This is a genomic window from Acidovorax sp. LjRoot66, assembly GCF_964253305.1.
In the GTDB taxonomy this organism is placed as follows: Bacteria; Pseudomonadota; Gammaproteobacteria; order Burkholderiales; family Burkholderiaceae_C; genus Acidovorax.
In genome coordinates this window covers 4,001,617-4,019,187 of the sequence record NZ_CAXUQU020000001.1, presented here as the reverse complement: position 1 = coordinate 4,019,187, position 17,571 = coordinate 4,001,617, and the positions used below count along the sequence as shown (strand labels likewise).

The window sequence follows — 17,571 nt, the reverse complement described above, 5'->3', positions numbered from 1 at the left end:
TCGAGTAGGGATTGAAAATGCCGAAAAAGAAGATTTATCAAACATCGCTTGCTGGCATGACATATTGCGCAGAAACGGGAATCCAGGAATCGGGGGGGGATGGCGCCGTTGATGTGATTGTTGATAAAAGTGCAGACATAGATATGGTGCAGTTGCTCGGGGAGGATGCCAGATTTACTGGCAGTGCTCGTAAAATCCTTTTCAGTTCTCAGCTAAACCGCGGGATTGACGAATGGATTTATGCCACCGCCCATGCGATCCGATCCCTTTTGTTAGGTGGTCAAGCGACCATAACAGCCGCTTCGCAAAGAAGCTCCATGATGCGATTCTTTGATTTTCTTACTGAGAAATCCATAGACCTTCATTCAAAAAATTTTCGACCTGGGAGTCCAAAAGATCTTAAGCCGCAGCACATTGAGCAATTCATCGCATGGAGAAAAAATTACGGCTTAATGAATGACGAAACGCCTGGGAGTACTCGTACAAGCTTTCAAAATGTCAAGACCATCTTGGTGGAAATGTTAAAACTAGAGTTGATCAGCGGTGAGTACCATCAATTCTTCCGGCGTGGAGTATTTACTCGTGATGGCGAAAGTATGGTCACGAGCTTTAGCGAGAAGGAACAGGAGCGGATTGCAATTGCAGTCAAATCGGATCTTTCTGCAGTGCATCATGGCCGCCTAGAAATCTCCCACAGAGAGCTTCAGGCGCTCCGTTTCTTAGTAGTCGCACATCGACTAGGGCATAATACCACTCCGTTATTGGAGCTTCGCCGAGATGCAATGAGGCCTGGTGTACTGCCGGGAACTATACTGCTCGAAACATTAAAGCGGAGAAACCTTCGGATCGACACACAGATTGGCCGAGAAGGTGAGAAAATCTCGATTATAAAACCGGCGCCAGTGGATGAAAATTCGCTCCCTGAGAACAAAAAAGAGTCTGAATTGGAGTTCCTTCCGTTTAGTTTTGCTGAGGGCGCGGTGATAAATCAAGCAATAGTCTCTACTGAGCATCTCATTTCGAGAGCTCCAAATAGAATTAAGAATAGAGTATGGCTATATGAGAGCATAAAAAAGAAAAGTGGCAAGCAATCGACCACTGTGTCGGCGCTCTCGCCTCTGACTGTATTTAATAGTTTGAAGACATTTGTTGCTCGTCATAACATAGTTGGCGATGACGGGAGTCCCATGGCTATTACCACGAGTCGATTCAGAAAATCTCGATTTGATAGAGCATTTCGAATCGCGGATGGAGATATTTCGGTAACTGCCAACCTAATGGGAAATACCCCGCAGGTGGCCAGTATTAATTATCCATCAATGAATCTCGCTCGTCAGGTCGAGGCTAATGATTTCATGGATGCGGACTATATAGAATCAATGCGCAGCGCTGATTTTAATGAGTCCGAAAATTTGGCGACTGCGCCCTCTAAAATGCTGACTCCAATTGGGGTGTGCGCCGACAGTGTCGGTGGAGAGCACGCTCCCAAAACTGGAAGCCACTGTGATCGTTTTGTAATGTGCTTGTTTTGTTCAAGCTTTGCCGTTATGGGAACTGTCGACGAACTTTGGAAACTATTCAGTTTTCAAATTTTTGCCCAACTGGAGTTAAACTATTTGGAGAAAATTTTAGGTCCGGAGTCATCTGGCGACTTGAATTTTCTCGCGATTGAAGAATTGCGGGACCGTTACAGACTCGCTGTTCCGTTCATAGACTCTTTCACTAAAAAGCAGTTTGCGGCAAGCCGGGTGAAAGAAGCGAGAGAAAAGGCTAAGTCCAGCATGCACCCATTTTGGAAGTCTCAGGTAGCGGCTAGTCGGCGAGCGAGATTCACTGAATTGGGGTCAACCGAAACGATGGACGAAACTAAGGTTCCACCGGAGGTAGCGAATGAATAAAAGGGCTGATGGTTCTGCGCAGATCTCTCTTTCCAAAAATTCTATGTTGCAAAATAATAATTCTGAAAATAGTATGTTGTCTGCTCAAGCTCTGGAAGAGAGCCGCAAAGTAACTTCAAATGTTGAGCAAATTCATAATTCTGCAACCGTAGTTTCAGGGGCTATTGCATACGGTAAAGCATTTCAGATCTTGGCTGATCAGCCTGTATCTTTGATTGGCTTGGCGAAGAACGAAAGAGATGCCGTGGTGATTTCAGCTTTAGCTGATGAATTCGGCAATGAGCATGTTTTGAGTAAATTTGGGGATGATATTTGGAATTTTTCACCTGATATTTTGGCCGTGAACAGATCGGAGGCTTCCAAAAAAATTATTTGGTCTCGAGAGATACCTTCGGATCTCATAGATGATGCAAAAATTGCGGTCTATTGCTCCATTCGGCAAGGAAGAAATGGGGTCGCTTGGGCCGCAAGCACTGCTGCCGCATTTGGTTCGAGAATAGATTTTTTCTTGAGATATCTTTCAGGCATTGGGGTGAGAAAATTTTCCGACGTAAGCCCTGTTCATATATCAAACTATATTAATCAGTGCAAAGGCAATATTGAGGCATCCACCATTTATAGCTATTTGCACATAGTTGATCTTGCATGGTCTTTCTCTAAGGAGTTAGATAATCCGCTACCGGATCATCCATTCCGGGGGAAAACGCTATATGACGCGGTTGGCAAGTGGGGCGCAAGATCGAACAAGAGCGGCAAGTCCGGTAAGACTCCAGTAATTCCACGAAGCGTTCAGAAGAAGATTTGGCTTCATTGCGAAGCTACTCTTGATCAATCCGAATCTGTTTTCCTAAGACGTGATTGTGGAGAAATAGATGCTATGAGTGCTGAGCTCATCGCAATTCGAGACTCCACCCTTTATCAGCTGCAAATCTGCACTGGTATGCGTAACTCAGAGAGTACTGGAGTCGTTAATGGATGTTGGCGAAGCGAAATTAAAAATATTCTTTACGATAGGAAGGTTGTTTTTCATTGGATCAATACGCGAGAAGTAAAGACGACAGGAGGGGCGTTTTTAGATTACCTAGCCCCAGGAGAACTCTTCGAATCCATGGAGAAATTAAAGCGTTATGCCGAGCCTCTTCAAGAGCGTCTTGCGGATGAAGCAAAGTGGCTGGAGGCAATTCTCAAAACTGAGGCTGATGAGGAAGGGTTGTTCAGTAATAATAAAAATTTTCTTGAAAATATAGAGCGAATAAGAAGAATTAAGGAAATTGGCAAGCATTTGATGTTGACAGTCAGTTATGGCTCATCTGATCAGCTAGGAGATGGCACAAGGATAGATGTGATGACTTCGTACGACTGCAACGTTGCGCTCAGACGTGTCGTTCGTACTGCGGGCGCGAAATGGCAAATTGCGAACCACCAGTGCCGGCGTACCTTTGCGTGGAATGTCGCCAATTCGCGCCTTGGGCGAATGGGTTTGGTTTTTATCAAGTGGCAGTTCAAACATGTATCTATAAGTTGGACACAACTTTACGCGGCAAATCCTAATCAAGAGCAGGCTCTATACGAGGAATTTGGCGAGGCTATGTTTGAGAGTAAGACAGATTTGATAACTGCATGGAACGACGCAGACTGCCGACTGAGTGGGGGTGCTGGGAAAAGGCTCATGCAAACCCGCGCGATACCCGCGCGAAGTATGTCGCAATTAGTACAGGCAACTGCTGATGCTGTTGTCCTGCGCAGTACTGGACATGCGTGGTGCATGAGCGGTACCCGAGGCTGTCATGGGCAGGGGGTTTATGACCCGACGACGTGTGGAGGGTGCTCTCAGGCAATAATCGATGAGTCGCAGGGAAGCCGCTGGCAGATGATTCACCTGGAAAATCTTAGACTTGCAGCAGTCACTGATTGCGGTCCAGTTGTCTCAGAAAAAATCAGGAGAGCTATAATTATGTCGGAGAGAGTACTTTCGGACTTAAATATACCTTTGCCTAGCACAACGCAAGCACTGGCTTATGAAGCGGGAGAGTGGTCAGAATGAAAAAGAAGACGATTCCGGTCGCATCAAAAGTAGCTCAAAAGGTGTTGCCGAGAGAGGAGCGTCCTAGCGTTTTGAAAAGGGGCACTCGCAGGCTACGCGATAGAGATAAAACGCGGGAAGATCTTGCCTTTGCTGAGCTGAGACTAAAAAACAAGGGGGCCAAGCTATCAATTACCGCCGTTGCCTTGGAGGCGGGGGTCACCCCGGCTCTCATTCACAACACTTATCCTGATGTGGCGGAAGCGATTCGTGCTCAAATTGGGAAATCTGCAAGGCAAGCGCGGGAAAGTACGAGCGCAGAGCTCGTGAAGGCCAAGACGCGAAATGGTGAGTTGAGGGACGAGTTGAAGACTGCTCTCGCAGATCTACGACGACTTTCTTCAAAAAATGAAACGTTACGTCAAGAACTAGCAGCTCTAAAAGCAATGGGGTCTGGAAAGGTAGTCGTTCTAGCCAAGAGGAAATAGCAGTCTGGATCCACCGCATAGCTAACGAAAATCCCTACTCTCTAATCGCCCCAACCGCCCCAGCCACGGCGTGAGGTCCACCAGCCGGTCTGCAATCAGGTTGCACACCGCCCCATTGCGTTGCCACATGCTTTTCACCGCCATCAACCGCGACTCCAACAGCGCCTGGCGCTAACCCTCGCGCACGCTTTGCCACACGATCACCTGGACCGAGCCGAACTCGTCCTCCAAGGAAACGAAGATGGTCCCCTTGGCCGTGGCGGGCTGCTGCCGCAGCGTCACGATGCCCGCGGTGCCCACCACGCGGCCGTTGGGCACACGCTGCAGTTCTCGGGACGACAGCAGCTTCTTGGCTGTGATCTTGGGCCGAAGCAATGCCAGCGGATGCCGGCGCAGTGTGAGCCCGGTAGACGCGTAGTCCTATACGAGTGTGGTGATGGAGTGGACAGCGCACCTGCGTGTTGGCGCTGTATGGACACCACAGCGCGCTTCATACGGTAGACACAGCCTATTCTTCAATTTTCGCGATTGGTGCAAAGGTTATTTTTCAAGGCCCGTTCTGCCGTGCGTGAATCAGATCGGAATTCAATTAGTTCTGATCAATTTTTGAGCATCTGTAGTAAATCATCTCATTGTTGTGATGTCGGAGTGATTTAGATTTTCTCGAATCAGACTGTCACGTAAGGTTGCTTGCAACAGAACTGGGCAATTACCTATGCTTTTAGCGAAATAATACCGCTCCGAGTTCTCTAGAGAGAGGCCGTTGACGCGAGCAACAAATTTAAAGTCTACTATTTTACTTTTACTGCCTGCGACCAAGCATAAATCTGGAGTTACTGGCACTACTGAGTGTAGTGAAATTCTATCCGGTACCAAAAATTCACCATTATCTGGCTTTGCTTTGAATATTCCCCAGGTAGTGGATTCCATTCGTTCGCGCTCGATCCATAGTTGCATTTGCAGGCTGCTTCCGGTGAGAAATCGGTTTGGTATCTCTCCTTTTTCATTCCAGAAGAGAACTCCTTCTTTTTCTAATTTTTCCTGCTGATTTTTATCGCTTACTAATTTTTCTGGCTTGAATTCGGAGAATTGAGGGTATATTTTATCTTCGCTATTTTCTCGGTCGCGCAAATTCCATAAAATATAAAAATCAGTGATTGCATTGTGCTCCGCTGAGGTTAAATCAAAGTGGCCATCGATTATTTTATCGCATACTTGCTGGTACGCGGCTTCGATATTGGCCATGAATCCGTGTTCTGTCTGATGGTCCCACAGTCGTCTTGCGCAAAATAGTACATCGTTTGGTTTCCTCCAGATTGTTCTATTTTCCTTCCTCTCGTGCACTTCCACTCTGCCTTGCAATGTATACCTCTGAATGCTACGAACCGGGAATATATGCTGATTGATTGTAATTTGGTGAGGATTTCCCTTTTGAACTGATTCTCGCTTTGTCATTAATAAAACTCGTAGATGAAAAATTTTGAAAGTCACTGGCGTACATCATGTGAGGTACATGATCTATGCTGGCGTATTATTTTGCTCGTGATAATTTGAGTCTCTATTTTAGAATAATTCTAGAGGCTTCTAGCAGAGATCGGTTAATCGAGCGAGTCGCGATAAAAATGGCCCTTGCAAATGCGGGCAAATCTTCCAACGCCTCCGAGAATGTTGGCTCTCTGCGGCTTGCTCTTGCGATTATTTCTCGCAGTTGGGTTACATTGGGATCCACTTCAATCTCTTCATTTAGTGCTGCGATCTTGGCCGCTGTCTCGCTTGCGCTATGTAGTGATTTGCCAAGGGTGTCGCTTTTTGCCAATTCATCAAGGATTTGCTTTTCTTGATTGGCATATTGTTCTTTCAGAAAGAGGGCAAGGCTTGCCTTCTTGACCAAGAGTTCCATCTCCTTTTTCTTGACTGCAAGGCTATCGATTTCGAGGACGGTTTGCTTGCGGGCCGACTGTAATTGCTGAAGTTCCGCTGCTGTATCCGCCACGGACTTTAGAGCTTGGAGCTCTATAGCCTCAATATCTGATTGAGTAATTGCAGGTCTCGTAAGGGCAAGTAGGCCCGCGACGGATGCTAGGCCTCCGACTATTCCCGCGTATGCGAAATAATCATCTCTAGTGACTAAGTCGAACTGAACAGTTATCCATCCCCCAATAAAGTAAATCATGCAAAAAAGAATAATCACCGCATATAGTTTACGCATCCACTTCCCTTTATATCTTGTTTGTATTTATAAAAAATATGGCCTAATTCTTGGAGGACTCAGGGCGAATGATTATTATCTTTTCACCAACCCATCCGATATCGTGGTTGGTTATATTCATTGCTTGAGGCTTATCTGGGACAACAACTACGATTCCATGTTTGGTGCTTGAGAAGTTCAAGTAATGACTCATCTGTTGAATAAGTTGGTCGGAGGCTCCTTTGAAACGGCTAGTCTTGACTTCGACGATGACCTTCTGACTCTCAGAGGAAATCACAAGATCTACGCGCAGTTTGTTGCCATCGTTCAGGGGCGAATCCGCTAGCAGAGTGAGTTCTGGTGCTACTGAAGAAAAGAATCCTTGGAGTGCGCCTACGACTTGATTCTCTGTCGGAGTTGAATTGGGACGGTGATATGGAAGTGATGCTGAACAAAATTGTTCTAACAAGCGAGCTACCCTTGTCTGTAGATCGGAGCTTCTAGAATTCTCTAGTTGTTTCAATAGCGCGACCTTTTGCTCTTCCGCTGCATCCTGAGCTTTGACAAATGACAATCGCTCTAATATTTGATCAAGAAGAAGGCACGAAAAAGCGGTTACAGAGACAATAGCCAAAAAGGCTTCGTCCTCATCAAAGTCGAGCTTGTAGTCATGGGTAGATGGATTGCGCCATTCCGTGCGATAAAGCGTCAATTGTCCCAAAACTCTCTTTCGGAATACGTTGTTGTTTTCAAGATAAGTTTCGATCTCAAAAGGACTTTTCTTTGACGGGTCTTTGCCAGCAAGAACCCTATAAGCCTCTTTCACGCTGCCTTCAAATGCTTGGTTGGTTCGATAGATTACATCGGTAAATGCCGTGTCATCGCTGTAGTACTGCCCTCGTGAAAGATGGCGAAAAGCAGTCTCTATATGCATTAATACGGCTTCAAGGCCCGGCAAATAGCTACCGGGCTCAAGTATTTTTATTTTCTTTTGAAGTGTAGCGACAAGGTCCATATATTTAAGCAAAGCCTATTTTTAAGGAGGTTAAAGCAAGCCTTGAATTTTTCAGTTGTTAAGTTGCAGAAGATTTTCTGGCGAAATGAGCTTGATGAGATGCTAATTCTCTTCTGTGAACGTGTCGTTTAATTACCTGCGTATCATTTTTCAGTGAATTTAACCAATAGCAGTTAGAACGGTTCAAGGTTTTTCAATAAAATTAGCAAACGGGCATCATAGGAGGGTGTAGAAATCTGTTACATCTTATAGCCATTCTGCTGACTGGCAACTTTCTTTTTTCACTGGCGTCAATCAGGCGAGAACGACAGGCGTAAGTTCTTATTGATCGAGAGAGTGCTTACCTGAAATCTCGACTCTCCGTCCCCAGCCTCCCCAGCCACTGCGTGAGATCCACCAGCCGGTCTGCAATCAGGTTGCACACCGCCCCATTTCGCTGCCATATGCCTTTCACCGCCAGCATGCGCGACTCCAGCAGAGCCTGTCGCTGCCCCTCGCGCACGCTGCGCCACACGATCACCTGGACCGAGCCGAACTCGTCCTCCAAGCTGACAAAGATGGTGCCCTTGGCCGTGGCAGGTTGCTGCCGCAGCGTCACGATGCCTGCGGTGCGCACAACCCGGCCGTTGGGTACGCGCTGCAGCTCTCGTGAGGACATCAGCTTCTTGGCCGCCATCTTGGGCCGCAGCAACGCCAGCGGGTGCCGACGCAGCGTGAGCCCGGTGGACGCGTAGTCCCAGACGATCTCCTCGCCCTCGGGCGCGGCCTGCAGCTCCAGATAGTCCTCGTTGACCGGGGCGTCCTGCAGCAACTCGGGCGGGGCGTGCAGGCCTGCGGCATCCCATACCTGTTGCCTGCGATGCCCCGACAGGGTGGTCAGCGCATCGGCGGCGGCCAGCAGCTTCATCTCGTGCTGCTCCAGGCGCGCGCGGCTGGCCAGATCCTCGGCGCTGTCAAAGGGCTGCAGCGCGCGGGCCTGCACAATGCGCGCGGCCGAGGTGGCCTTGATGCCGCTGACCATGTGCAGGCCAAGCCGCACTGCCGGGCGCGCGGGCAGGTCTTCGAGGGTGGACTCCACGACGCTGTGCATCACGTCCACAGGCCGTACTTCGACCTTGTGCCGCTTCGCATCCTGGACCAGTTGGCTCGGGCTGTAGAAGCCCATGGGCTGGCTGTTCAGCAGTGCGGCCAGGAATGCCGCTGGCTCGTGGCGCTTGATCCAGCAGCTTGCGTAGACGAGCAGGGCGAAGGAGGCCGCATGGCTCTCCGGGAAACCGTACTCCGAGAAGCCCTTGATCTGGTTGAAGATCGACACCGCGAACAACTTGTCGTAGCCGCGCTGCGTCATGCCATCGACGATCTTGTCGTAGTACTTGTCCAGGCCTCCTTTGCGCTTCCATGCGGCCATGGCGCGGCGCAACTGGTCGGCTTCGCCGGCAGTGAAGCCTGCGGCCAGCATGCTGATTTGCATGACCTGTTCTTGGAACACCGGCACACCCAGGGTGCGGCCCAAGGCCACCTCCAGTTCCTTGCTCGGGTAGGTTACCGGCACCTTGCCCTGCCGCCTGTCGAGATATGGGTGCACCATGCCGCCCTGGATGGGCCCCGGCCGCACGATGGCGACTTCGATGACCAGGTCGTAGAAGCACTGGGGCCGCAGGCGCGGCAGCATGGTCATCTGCGCGCGGCTCTCGATCTGGAACACGCCGATGGTGCCGGCCTTGCAGATCATGTCGTAGGTGGCCTTGTCCTCGGATGGGATGTCCTGCATCTCGAAGTCGTGGCCGCGCCGGTCGCCGATCAGGTCCAGAGCTTTGCGGATGGCCGTCAGCATGCCGAGCGCGAGCACATCGACCTTGAGCAGGCCGATGGCATCGAGGTCGTCCCTGTCCCACTCGATCACCGTGCGGTCTTGCATGGCCGCGTTCTGGATGGGCACTATGCGGCTGAGCAGGCCCTTGGTCAGCACGAACCCACCCGTGTGCTGCGACAGGTGCAGCGGAAACCCGATCAGCTGGTTGGTCAGCTCGATGAGCTGCTGCACGGCCAGGTCCTTTTCGGAGATTCCCAGCTCCTCGAACCGCTCCAGTCGCACCCCATCGCCATCCCACCACTGGTGGCCCTTCGCCAACGCATCGACCACCTCCAGGCTGAAGCCCAGCGCCTTGCCCACATCGCGGATCGCGGACTTCGGCCCGTAGGTGATGACGGCAGCGGCCAGCGCCGCGCGGTCCCGGCCGTATTTGTCGTAGAGGTACTGGATGACCTCTTCGCGCCTTTCGTGTTCGAAATCGATATCAATGTCGGGAGGTTCGTTGCGCTCCTTGCTGATGAAGCGCTCGAAGAGCACCGACATGCGAGCCGGGTCCACCTCGGTCACGCCGAGGCAATAGCAAACCACGCTGTTGGCGGCCGAGCCTCGGCCCTGGCAGAGGATGTGTTTCGATCTGGCGAAGCTGACGATGTCGAAGACGGTGAGGAAGTAGTGCTCGTAGTGCAGTTCGCAGATCAGGTCCAGCTCGTGCTCGATCTGGGCCTGCACCTTGCCCGGGATGCCGGTCGGCCAGCGGCGCCCCGCGCCCTCGTAGGTGGCCTGGCGCAGGTAGCTCGCAGGAGTGTGCCCATCGGGCACCACCTCGTCCGGGTACTGATAGCGGATCTCGTCCAGGCTGAAGGTACACCGGTCCGCGATGCGGATGGTCTCGGCCATCAGGTCATCGGGGTAGGACTGCGACAGCCGCAGGCGGCTGCGCAGGTGCTGCTCGGCGCTGCGCTGCAGGTCGTAGCCGCATTCGGTGAGTGGGCGGCCCACCCGGGTTGCCGTCATCACGTCCTGCAGCGGCTTGCGGCTGCGCACGTGCATGTGCACGTCACCCAGAGCCACCAGCGGAAGCTCGGTCAGGGTGGACAGCTGCCGCATGCGGTGCAGCCACAGCTCGTCATCGATGCGCCGCGTCTGCTCGATGCCCACCCAGGCGCGGCCGGTGAAATTGGTCAGGGTCCAGCGTCCCAGCTCTTCGAGTTGTTCATCGGTAGCGGTGCGGTCCGGAGACACGATCAGCAGGCACTCGGCCAGCGCCTCGCCTTCGATGCTGTGGCGCTGCAGCAGGTAGGTGCCTTTCTCCTCCGTGGTGCGCCGCAGCCGGGTGATGAACTGGCAGAGGTTCCCGTAGCCCTCCATGGTCTGGGCCAGCACAATCATCGTGAAGGGCAGGTCTGCAGCCACCCGGAACTGCGAGCCGATCAGCAGCTTGATGCCTTGCTTCTTCGCCTCGACGTGCGCGCGCACGACACCAGCCAAAGTGCACTCATCCGTGACCGCGATGGCGCTGTAGCCCAGCTCCTTGGCACGTTCGACCAGCTCATCCGGCCAGCTCGCACCGTCGAGAAAAGTGAAGTTGGAAACGCAGCGCAGCTCTGCGTAGTCGGGAAGCGCCATACCGGTAGCCCACGGGTTCGTCGGTATGTCTCAGGCGTACAGCCCGTGGAGAAACCAGCCGGTCTCGTCCTCGGCCAGCCGCCGCTGAAAAACCCACAGCACGCCGGCATGCCTGCTCATCGCGATCCAGTAGTCACGCTGAACATTCAGCTGATCGGCGCCCCCATCGCCCGCACCGGGTTCGCGATGCCACCAGCCGCCTTCCACGCGGTCCGGGCCCAGTAGCAGCTGCAGGGCGCCCTGGTAGATTGGACGGTGGTCGCGTTCGGCCAAGCGCAGCGGTTCGGGCAGCACCCAGGCGGGCAGCGGCAACTCATGGCACCCAGGTGCGCCGCGCGGGCGTGCCAGCTCGGCGCCTTGCCAGCACTGCATCCATTCCGGGCGGTGGTCGGCCCGCAGCGAGGGGCGCACCACGCGCTCCTTGCCCAGACGAGCCTGCACGCGCTCCAGCACAAGGGAGGTGTCTTCGCCCTGGCGGATGGTCTCGGGCAGCAGGGACTTGCTCTCCTGCTGGATGGGGATGGTCTCGGAGGCGAGCAGCTCGATGTCGCCCGCAGGGGCCAGCAGTTCGACCTTGGCCAGGTGCTCGCCCAGCAGGCGGCCCAGGTGCTCGACGTTCTGCGTGGGTTCGGCAGTTCGCACATCCAGCTCGCCGCCAGTGCCTGCGGTCTTGGCGCGCATGGCGTCGTGGGCCCACCTCAGGGTGAAGGCCGTGACGCCCATGTGCCGGGCCGCGAGCCAGCTCGACATCTGGAACAGGAGGCGGCGGGCGCCGAACATCAATGCAGGAGCGTGTTCCACACGGTGCATGAACTCCAGGCGCACGGAGAAGGTCTCGGGCAACTGCTGCCACTCGTAGACCTCGGGCCGTACCCCATAGGCCTGGTCCAGGCTGTGCAAAAGCTGCTTGTCGAAGCGGCGGCCCAGGCCACCCCGGGGCAGTGCACGCACATCACCCAGAGTGCGGGAGCCGAGGCGATGTAGCGTGCCGGCATGGTGCGCCACGGCGGTGATGGATTCGAGGGGGAGCTTGTCCAGCACCTTGTGCAACGGGCCGCCAAAGCCGTTGGGCATGCGCGCACGCAGCAGGGCCAGCGCGGCAGTGCCCGTTGGCGCCCAGGCGATGGCCTCCACACCCACCTCGGCACCTTCCGCCTCGATGCGCCTGCGCAGGCGCCCCAGGCCACCGAACAGGCGTGCGCTGGCACTGACCTCGACCAGGACCGCTTCCTCGCGCAGGGCTACCCGTGGAGAGAACTGCAGTGCCCAGACGGCCAGGGATGGCAGGTCAATGGCGGTGCAGGACTCGCTGCTGGTCGTGCGGGGTAGCAGTGCGGCCCAGATGCCGATCATCGGGGGCCTCCTCTCTGCGCGTGGGGATGACGATCTCGGTGTCCAGGCGCCGAAGGCGCGGTGGAAGCACGCGGCTCAGCTGGCCGGGGATGGCGGAAAGCTCAAGGACATCGGGACATGGCGTGCCGCGGCGCTTGAGGATGCGCACATCGATATCCCAGCCGGAGCCGAGCGACACCAGGGTGCGCAGCGGCGCCGGAGAGGCCTCACGCTGGGCGTTCACCGGCCGGAACAAGAAAACGGGCGACTGGCAGGACTGGGCGTGCACCTGTAGGCGCCGGATCTGGTCGGCGCGGGCCTGGGGTAGCCAGGACAGCACTGCGCCTCGGGGATTGGACTTGACGAGCTGCTCGGTCACCCACAGGCGCTCTGCGGGCGTCTTGGCCTGGATCCACACCACCTGGTCGGCTGGCACGCCGAGCTGGGCAAGGCCGCCCGCATGAGGTTGCTGAGGTGGGGCCACGAGCAGGATCTGGCCGCCGCCCTCGACCAGCGAGGGGAGGCAGCGGCCGAGCAGGCGCCATTCGCACAACGGGGCCTGGGCGGACAACACCTCGGTCAGCGTGCGGGTGGGCCAGCCTCCGCCAGGCAGGGCGGCGTCCAGCAAGTCGAAGCCGGTGGAGATGGTCGGGTGGTGCTGGTGCGCCAGGTCATCGCCCGTCCAGACGGACTCCCGCACCGAGATGGGCAGGTGCTGGGTGTCGAAGGAGCGGGTGGCAGCTGGCATGTCGAAATACTGCAATTAAACACAGTATACGAATAGGTCTGCTGACAGAAAAGAGGACGCTGACGGCGGTTGAAGGCCATTGGGCGCAGAGTGCACCGGAAACGATAGCGGGGGAGTCAGGGCGGGTGCGGGAGGATCAGCAAAACGGCTGTGCAGAAAAAATTTGCAATGTGGGCGTAGAAGGACGGGTGGTACCTCGCTGCATGGCCAAGTGGTGTTAAGCAAATGCGTGCTGCGGTGCGGTCAGCATGAACATCTAACAGGGTAGAGCGACGGGACTCTCTCGACAAGCGGCACTACAGTAGTTCGCTGATGCTCGTGGTCGAATAAGAAGCCCCGGAATATTATTTATTGGCTATTATCGACTTGGCACTTATGAAGGGCCGATCTTATTGCTTGACCAACGCCACTATGCGGAAGATAGCCAACAACTCCATGGGCATTGGAGGTCTCGTTGTCTACAGTTCCATCATTGGTAATACCGCTCGAAAAATTATCTTCATTCAGCGCCTTCCCTAAGGTTACGATATCAGATGGATCGAAAAAGTTTTTCCACTCACCAACTCCGCTTGGCTTACGTCGAGGTGGGCCAAGCTTTGCTTTGAAAGCCTCAAGCCCCAGCGGCGACCCCATAGTTATCAAGAGCGGAATATTAATATTTACACCCTCCCTCTCCATCTCTCGAAGCAGCTTAAATGCAATTACAGTACCAAGAGAGTGAGTAATAAGTACGTAAGGATTTTTCTTCAAAAGGGGGCGTACTATATCATCCACAGATCTTGCGGCTTTGGGTGATGAAAGATAGGTATGACCCTGCTTGACAGCACGAAGGAGAATAGCACCTTTTGCAGGCGACAACCTTTCTACCATCCGTAGCAAACCCACAACGCGTCTCCCGATAAAATTGTCCATAGGAACAATATTATCTTCGGCCAAAGCTATTGCAACATCGATGCTTTGCTCGTCTACTCCTTGATTGAGAACGAATTCCTCCATTACGGAGCTTATGAACTTAAGCTCATCGGCGTCATCCATCTCAATTTTCGTAGATTTTCCGCCCATGGTGACGGAAATATTTTCCCGACCACTCGACCAATCGGCAAGTGTCGTACCATAGTACGCCATTTCAACCGATCGCCCGCTTAACAAACCTGGGTGTGCCTCCTCAAGACAAGTCTCCCATATCCGCTTTAAATCCTCCTTTGAAAATTGCTCCTGACCTATCCCATGAATCATTAAAACGTTCATATGCTAGCCTTAGGTTAAATCCATTAATTAATTTCAGGGCGCCCTCCGCCTTGAACGAGGAGAATTGTGATGGCAATAAAAACTTGGAGACGTTTTGCAGCTCAACTGCGTATGCTTCCTCATGAGGCATAGGATCTTCTACGAACTGCCATCCTTGACGGAGCCAAGGCCAAAACCCGGCTACCTCTCCATCCGCCTCAACGGTACTCATGGTAACCCAAGATGGCAAATTCTCTGAGGCGCGCGCTCCACTTCTGGCCGGAACAGGAGGCACATGTGCCTTCATGTTTTTAACGTCACCATTGCTATCCAATCGCCATTTATCCGTTCTGGAAAGCATCCCCATAAATGCCACGTCAAAAGGCATGGCTTGACCGTGTTTGCAATAGAAGTATGCCATTCGAAGTATGCTATCCACATCTCCTGCATAGTCATATAAATAACTAGCAATGGCACCAAGCGTTGGATTAACGTGCTTATCCTCCCGAAGAAACGTGGCGATTTCATCCACCTGTTCATAAGTAAGCTTGCCAGCTTGCAAATTCGAAATCGCATCGGAGGAAGCGATGAGATTTTTAATAGAATTCATGGACTTGGAAACACAGCCCCACGTTATATTTCCAGTATCGTCAAGAGTCACTTGAGTCGTTAATTCGGGATATATTACCGCAGAAGAAAAGAAATCATCACCTATCTGAAAAATTATTTGAGTTGCGGCAACGCATCTCACTTGGTATGTCTCCCAATCAATGCCGGACGAGCAAAACTCTATTGAAGCATTGCTCCATATCTTTTTTAGCTTCGCTCCACGAACAACCAAATTAAATTCGACGTAGCCTTCAACAAGGCGAAGGTCCAATATGCCTTTAGCATACTGACCAAAGACACTGCGTCCAGTCGTTGGATTCTTCGATGGTGGATCACCATCAACTGGACCCTTTACTGCTGCGTGCGAGATCGGTGCAGGCCACGTTGGAACGGGAAGACTGTTGATTGCCCGGTTACGCCTGAAATAAACTGCATGCTCCCTGGGTATTCCTGTGGTGCACTCAGGTATACATTTTAGGTCATACAACTCACCAATCTCTCTCAACCTCTTCTGCGAAAATAGTGCTAGCGACTCTGGAATAACAAGATCGGGCTTGTATGTATCAAATGCCTCATCTTTCTGACCGCACAGCCCCTCCAGCAAAACTGTGGAAAAAACGCACCTAGGTGGTGAATTTTCATCACCTTTCAGCATGTACGCCTGCTGGCCATCGACTACCGCGTTGAATCGGTCCACTATGGGAGTTCTATAATCGTATGGCCCTCGCGGAAGAATCGGATCACCAAAAATATCTGCAGTATCAATGTCAGATGGTAAGGACCGGCAAGCATCGCTAAATATCGACAGACTTTGTATTCCGTGCCGGTAGAGCTGCTTTCTAAGACCCTCCACAGATACGGCACGCATTTCTTTATGCCAGTCGCTTGGTAGCCATATATGTTGTTCTGCTCCCGAGCGAAACCCATGACCAGCAAAGTGCAAAACAAAAAGTTCTACATCATCATTACGTGGAAGCATCTCAATTAAAGTCTGACGCAAACGGGCGATGGTGACAGGCTTATTACCCTCATCAGTGACTATTTTTGTGTGAAATCCAGATTTTTCCGCCCACTGGCCCATTTCATTGGCGACAGTAATTGCACCTGGCAAATTTTCAAGTGGTGCCGCGTTTGAAACCCCAATCGTTAGACACAGTTTCATATATTCTCTAAATTATTTATGATCGAGCGATTAATTAAATTTGCAGCCGACGATTGCTGCATCACATGGGAAGCTTTACGATTCGCATGCAGTGGTCCGACGGAGGTGTTAAAGATGATGTGGTCAATGCCCCTTGTTCGGGAGCAAAAAATGTCTCCAGCAATTAGGCCTCCATCTTTGTTCAACTTGTGAGGTAGGACTTTGATGGTGCTACCCTTGGGAATGTCATCATTCCATTCGGGTGCCATCGCCTTGATCTTCTGCACTGGAGTCTTTCCAAGGCGTATGGGGTCTGGCGACGGGTAAGTAGCCATTTCAGCTAACAAGGTGCGATTGAAATCGCCGAGCAGAACGAATTCCTTCACTGGGGAAACTTTTGCGTAGTGCGCATCGATCCAGCGCTCCACTTGCGCAACCTGCTCAGCAAGCACCGGGCAGGACTCCTTCTCGTAAGTCGTCTTAGGCAAATCGATATCAACAGATCTGCAGCTAGCTTTCAAATGCACTGCTAGGAAGTCCACATCCTGACCTTTAACCTTCCACGAAAACAGGAGGCCAGGTCTTAGTGGTCGATCACCAATGTCGGACAGTGTTGCCAACAACCTGAATCCGCTAGGTTGATCGACGGTGCTCTTCCAAGCAACGCCAACATGCTGAGCAATGCGAGGCGTATTAGGGATACTCGCCGTGGTTTTGACTTCCCATCCCTCGGGCAAGATAGTCCGAACCGCGTCCTCATTGCTCACCTCCTGAAGTGCAATGAGGACAACACCCTTCGCATCTGCCACCGCAAAGGTCTCACGCAATGCTGCAAGCTTTCGCTCGTACTGATTCCAATCCGCTAAGTCTGGCGAGACACGACATTTGCGATCAGGGCTATCGGCGTTTGTTGGGCGGTCATGGCGAGCATCGCCGATGAGCGAAGGGCACTCATCCCGGTAGAAGTCGATCCCATTGTGAACGTCGCAGTATGGAAGTCCGAGCAGGCTTTGAGGGAAAGCTGCGCCTTCAGCCTTCAGCTCCTTCTCAGTCTTCCATCCCGTGGCCGAACAGGCCTGAATCCAGCGGGTATGTGTCGCCTTGTCCATGAGCCATCCAAGATTCCAGGTGGCAATGGCTGGGCTCATCATTGTAGGCTGCTGAGCGAGCACAAGTGCTGGGGCGAAGCACGCCAAGACCAAGCCCCTCGTGAGCATTCCGTTCATGATCACTCCAAAGTTGTAGATGCCGAGCGCTGAAGCGCTCTCTATCGCGCAGGCAATATACGATTAAAGAGCAAATTCCAGAAGCAAAATATGTCATCTGGCGGTAGTGCAGCTCTGTCACCGCGGTCTTCGCTGTATCACAGTGATGTCTTGGGGTGCAGCGAGCTCATGCGGCCGAGCGGCATACGATTGGCTTGGGCATGCGACTATATACAAACCGATGGAAGCAGCAAGACA

At 52.9% G+C, this 17,571-nt stretch carries 12 protein-coding genes and 1 pseudogene; 3 read left to right on the top strand and 10 right to left on the bottom strand.

The annotated features are described in order from the left end of the window. Positions 1 to 17: 17 nt before the first annotated feature. The 3 genes from ACSQ3Y_RS18870 to ACSQ3Y_RS18860 are packed head-to-tail and all read left to right on the top strand — an operon-like array spanning position 18 to position 4,409. Positions 18 to 1,898: a hypothetical protein gene (locus ACSQ3Y_RS18870; RefSeq protein WP_436178464.1), complete on the top strand. Its 1,881-nt coding sequence runs from the start codon at positions 18 to 20 to the stop codon at positions 1,896 to 1,898. Then, entirely contained in the window at positions 1,891 to 3,942 is a 2,052-nt protein-coding gene (locus ACSQ3Y_RS18865) for an integrase (protein WP_436178463.1), read from the top strand. The genes ACSQ3Y_RS18870 and ACSQ3Y_RS18865 overlap by 8 nt, the downstream gene beginning before the upstream one ends. Beyond that, positions 3,939 to 4,409 (top strand): TetR family transcriptional regulator, encoded by a 471-nt coding sequence (locus ACSQ3Y_RS18860; protein ID WP_436178462.1) that lies wholly within the window; start codon positions 3,939 to 3,941, stop codon positions 4,407 to 4,409. Before ACSQ3Y_RS18865 ends, ACSQ3Y_RS18860 begins: the two co-directional genes overlap by 4 nt. 21 nt (positions 4,410 to 4,430) lie before the next feature. On the opposite strand, the pseudogene ACSQ3Y_RS18855 reads toward ACSQ3Y_RS18860, so the two are convergent. From ACSQ3Y_RS18855 to ACSQ3Y_RS18810, 10 genes and pseudogenes are all read right to left on the bottom strand, one after another. Further along, a pseudogene (locus tag ACSQ3Y_RS18855) lies at positions 4,431 to 4,829 on the bottom strand (error-prone DNA polymerase); the annotation flags it as partial. A 204-nt stretch (positions 4,830 to 5,033) separates the two neighbouring features. Continuing rightward, positions 5,034 to 5,654, bottom strand: a complete 621-nt coding sequence (locus ACSQ3Y_RS18850) for a hypothetical protein (RefSeq protein WP_436178461.1) — start codon at positions 5,652 to 5,654, stop codon at positions 5,034 to 5,036. A gap of 313 nt (positions 5,655 to 5,967) precedes the next feature. After that, the gene (locus ACSQ3Y_RS18845; RefSeq protein WP_436178460.1) at positions 5,968 to 6,618 is read right to left on the bottom strand and encodes a hypothetical protein; all 651 of its coding nucleotides are present in this window, start codon (positions 6,616 to 6,618) and stop codon (positions 5,968 to 5,970) included. A 43-nt stretch (positions 6,619 to 6,661) separates the two neighbouring features. After that, positions 6,662 to 7,612 (bottom strand): hypothetical protein, encoded by a 951-nt coding sequence (locus ACSQ3Y_RS18840; RefSeq protein WP_436178459.1) that lies wholly within the window; start codon positions 7,610 to 7,612, stop codon positions 6,662 to 6,664. Positions 7,613 to 7,952: 340 nt separating this feature from the next. Further along, the gene (locus ACSQ3Y_RS18835) at positions 7,953 to 11,051 is read right to left on the bottom strand and encodes an error-prone DNA polymerase (RefSeq protein WP_436178458.1); all 3,099 of its coding nucleotides are present in this window, start codon (positions 11,049 to 11,051) and stop codon (positions 7,953 to 7,955) included. A 30-nt stretch (positions 11,052 to 11,081) separates the two neighbouring features. Continuing rightward, positions 11,082 to 12,404, bottom strand: a complete 1,323-nt coding sequence (locus tag ACSQ3Y_RS18830) for a Y-family DNA polymerase (RefSeq protein ID WP_436178457.1) — start codon at positions 12,402 to 12,404, stop codon at positions 11,082 to 11,084. Continuing rightward, positions 12,340 to 13,131, bottom strand: coding sequence for a translesion DNA synthesis-associated protein ImuA (imuA, locus tag ACSQ3Y_RS18825; protein WP_436178456.1), 792 nt, complete (start codon positions 13,129 to 13,131; stop codon positions 12,340 to 12,342). The genes ACSQ3Y_RS18830 and imuA overlap by 65 nt, the downstream gene beginning before the upstream one ends. Positions 13,132 to 13,479: 348 nt before the next feature. After that, a complete protein-coding gene (locus ACSQ3Y_RS18820) occupies positions 13,480 to 14,379 on the bottom strand; it encodes a hypothetical protein (RefSeq protein WP_436178455.1) in 900 nt (299 codons plus the stop codon). Then, on the bottom strand, positions 14,297 to 16,129 hold the full coding sequence (locus tag ACSQ3Y_RS18815; RefSeq protein WP_436178454.1) for a caspase family protein: 1,833 nt from the start codon (positions 16,127 to 16,129) through the stop codon (positions 14,297 to 14,299). The genes ACSQ3Y_RS18820 and ACSQ3Y_RS18815 overlap by 83 nt, the downstream gene beginning before the upstream one ends. After that, on the bottom strand, positions 16,126 to 17,256 hold the full coding sequence (locus ACSQ3Y_RS18810; protein ID WP_436178453.1) for a hypothetical protein: 1,131 nt from the start codon (positions 17,254 to 17,256) through the stop codon (positions 16,126 to 16,128). The genes ACSQ3Y_RS18815 and ACSQ3Y_RS18810 overlap by 4 nt, the downstream gene beginning before the upstream one ends. Positions 17,257 to 17,571 lie beyond the last annotated feature (315 nt).

Excerpts from the sequence above, each read along its gene's own strand:
- ACSQ3Y_RS18830 (WP_436178457.1), bottom strand. The coding sequence starts at position 12,404 with ATGATCGGCATCTGGGCCGCACTGCTACCCCGCACGACCAGCAGCGAG.
- ACSQ3Y_RS18865 (WP_436178463.1), top strand. The coding sequence starts at position 1,891 with ATGAATAAAAGGGCTGATGGTTCTGCGCAGATCTCTCTTTCCAAAAAT.
- ACSQ3Y_RS18860 (WP_436178462.1), top strand. The coding sequence starts at position 3,939 with ATGAAAAAGAAGACGATTCCGGTCGCATCAAAAGTAGCTCAAAAGGTG.
- ACSQ3Y_RS18810 (WP_436178453.1), bottom strand. The coding sequence starts at position 17,256 with ATGAGCCCAGCCATTGCCACCTGGAATCTTGGATGGCTCATGGACAAG.
- ACSQ3Y_RS18820 (WP_436178455.1), bottom strand. The coding sequence starts at position 14,379 with ATGAACGTTTTAATGATTCATGGGATAGGTCAGGAGCAATTTTCAAAG.
- ACSQ3Y_RS18845 (WP_436178460.1), bottom strand. The coding sequence starts at position 6,618 with ATGCGTAAACTATATGCGGTGATTATTCTTTTTTGCATGATTTACTTT.
- imuA (WP_436178456.1), bottom strand. The coding sequence starts at position 13,131 with ATGCCAGCTGCCACCCGCTCCTTCGACACCCAGCACCTGCCCATCTCG.
- ACSQ3Y_RS18840 (WP_436178459.1), bottom strand. The coding sequence starts at position 7,612 with ATGGACCTTGTCGCTACACTTCAAAAGAAAATAAAAATACTTGAGCCC.
- ACSQ3Y_RS18870 (WP_436178464.1), top strand. The coding sequence starts at position 18 with ATGCCGAAAAAGAAGATTTATCAAACATCGCTTGCTGGCATGACATAT.
- ACSQ3Y_RS18850 (WP_436178461.1), bottom strand. The coding sequence starts at position 5,654 with ATGGCCAATATCGAAGCCGCGTACCAGCAAGTATGCGATAAAATAATC.
- ACSQ3Y_RS18815 (WP_436178454.1), bottom strand. The coding sequence starts at position 16,129 with ATGAAACTGTGTCTAACGATTGGGGTTTCAAACGCGGCACCACTTGAA.
- ACSQ3Y_RS18835 (WP_436178458.1), bottom strand. The coding sequence starts at position 11,051 with ATGGCGCTTCCCGACTACGCAGAGCTGCGCTGCGTTTCCAACTTCACT.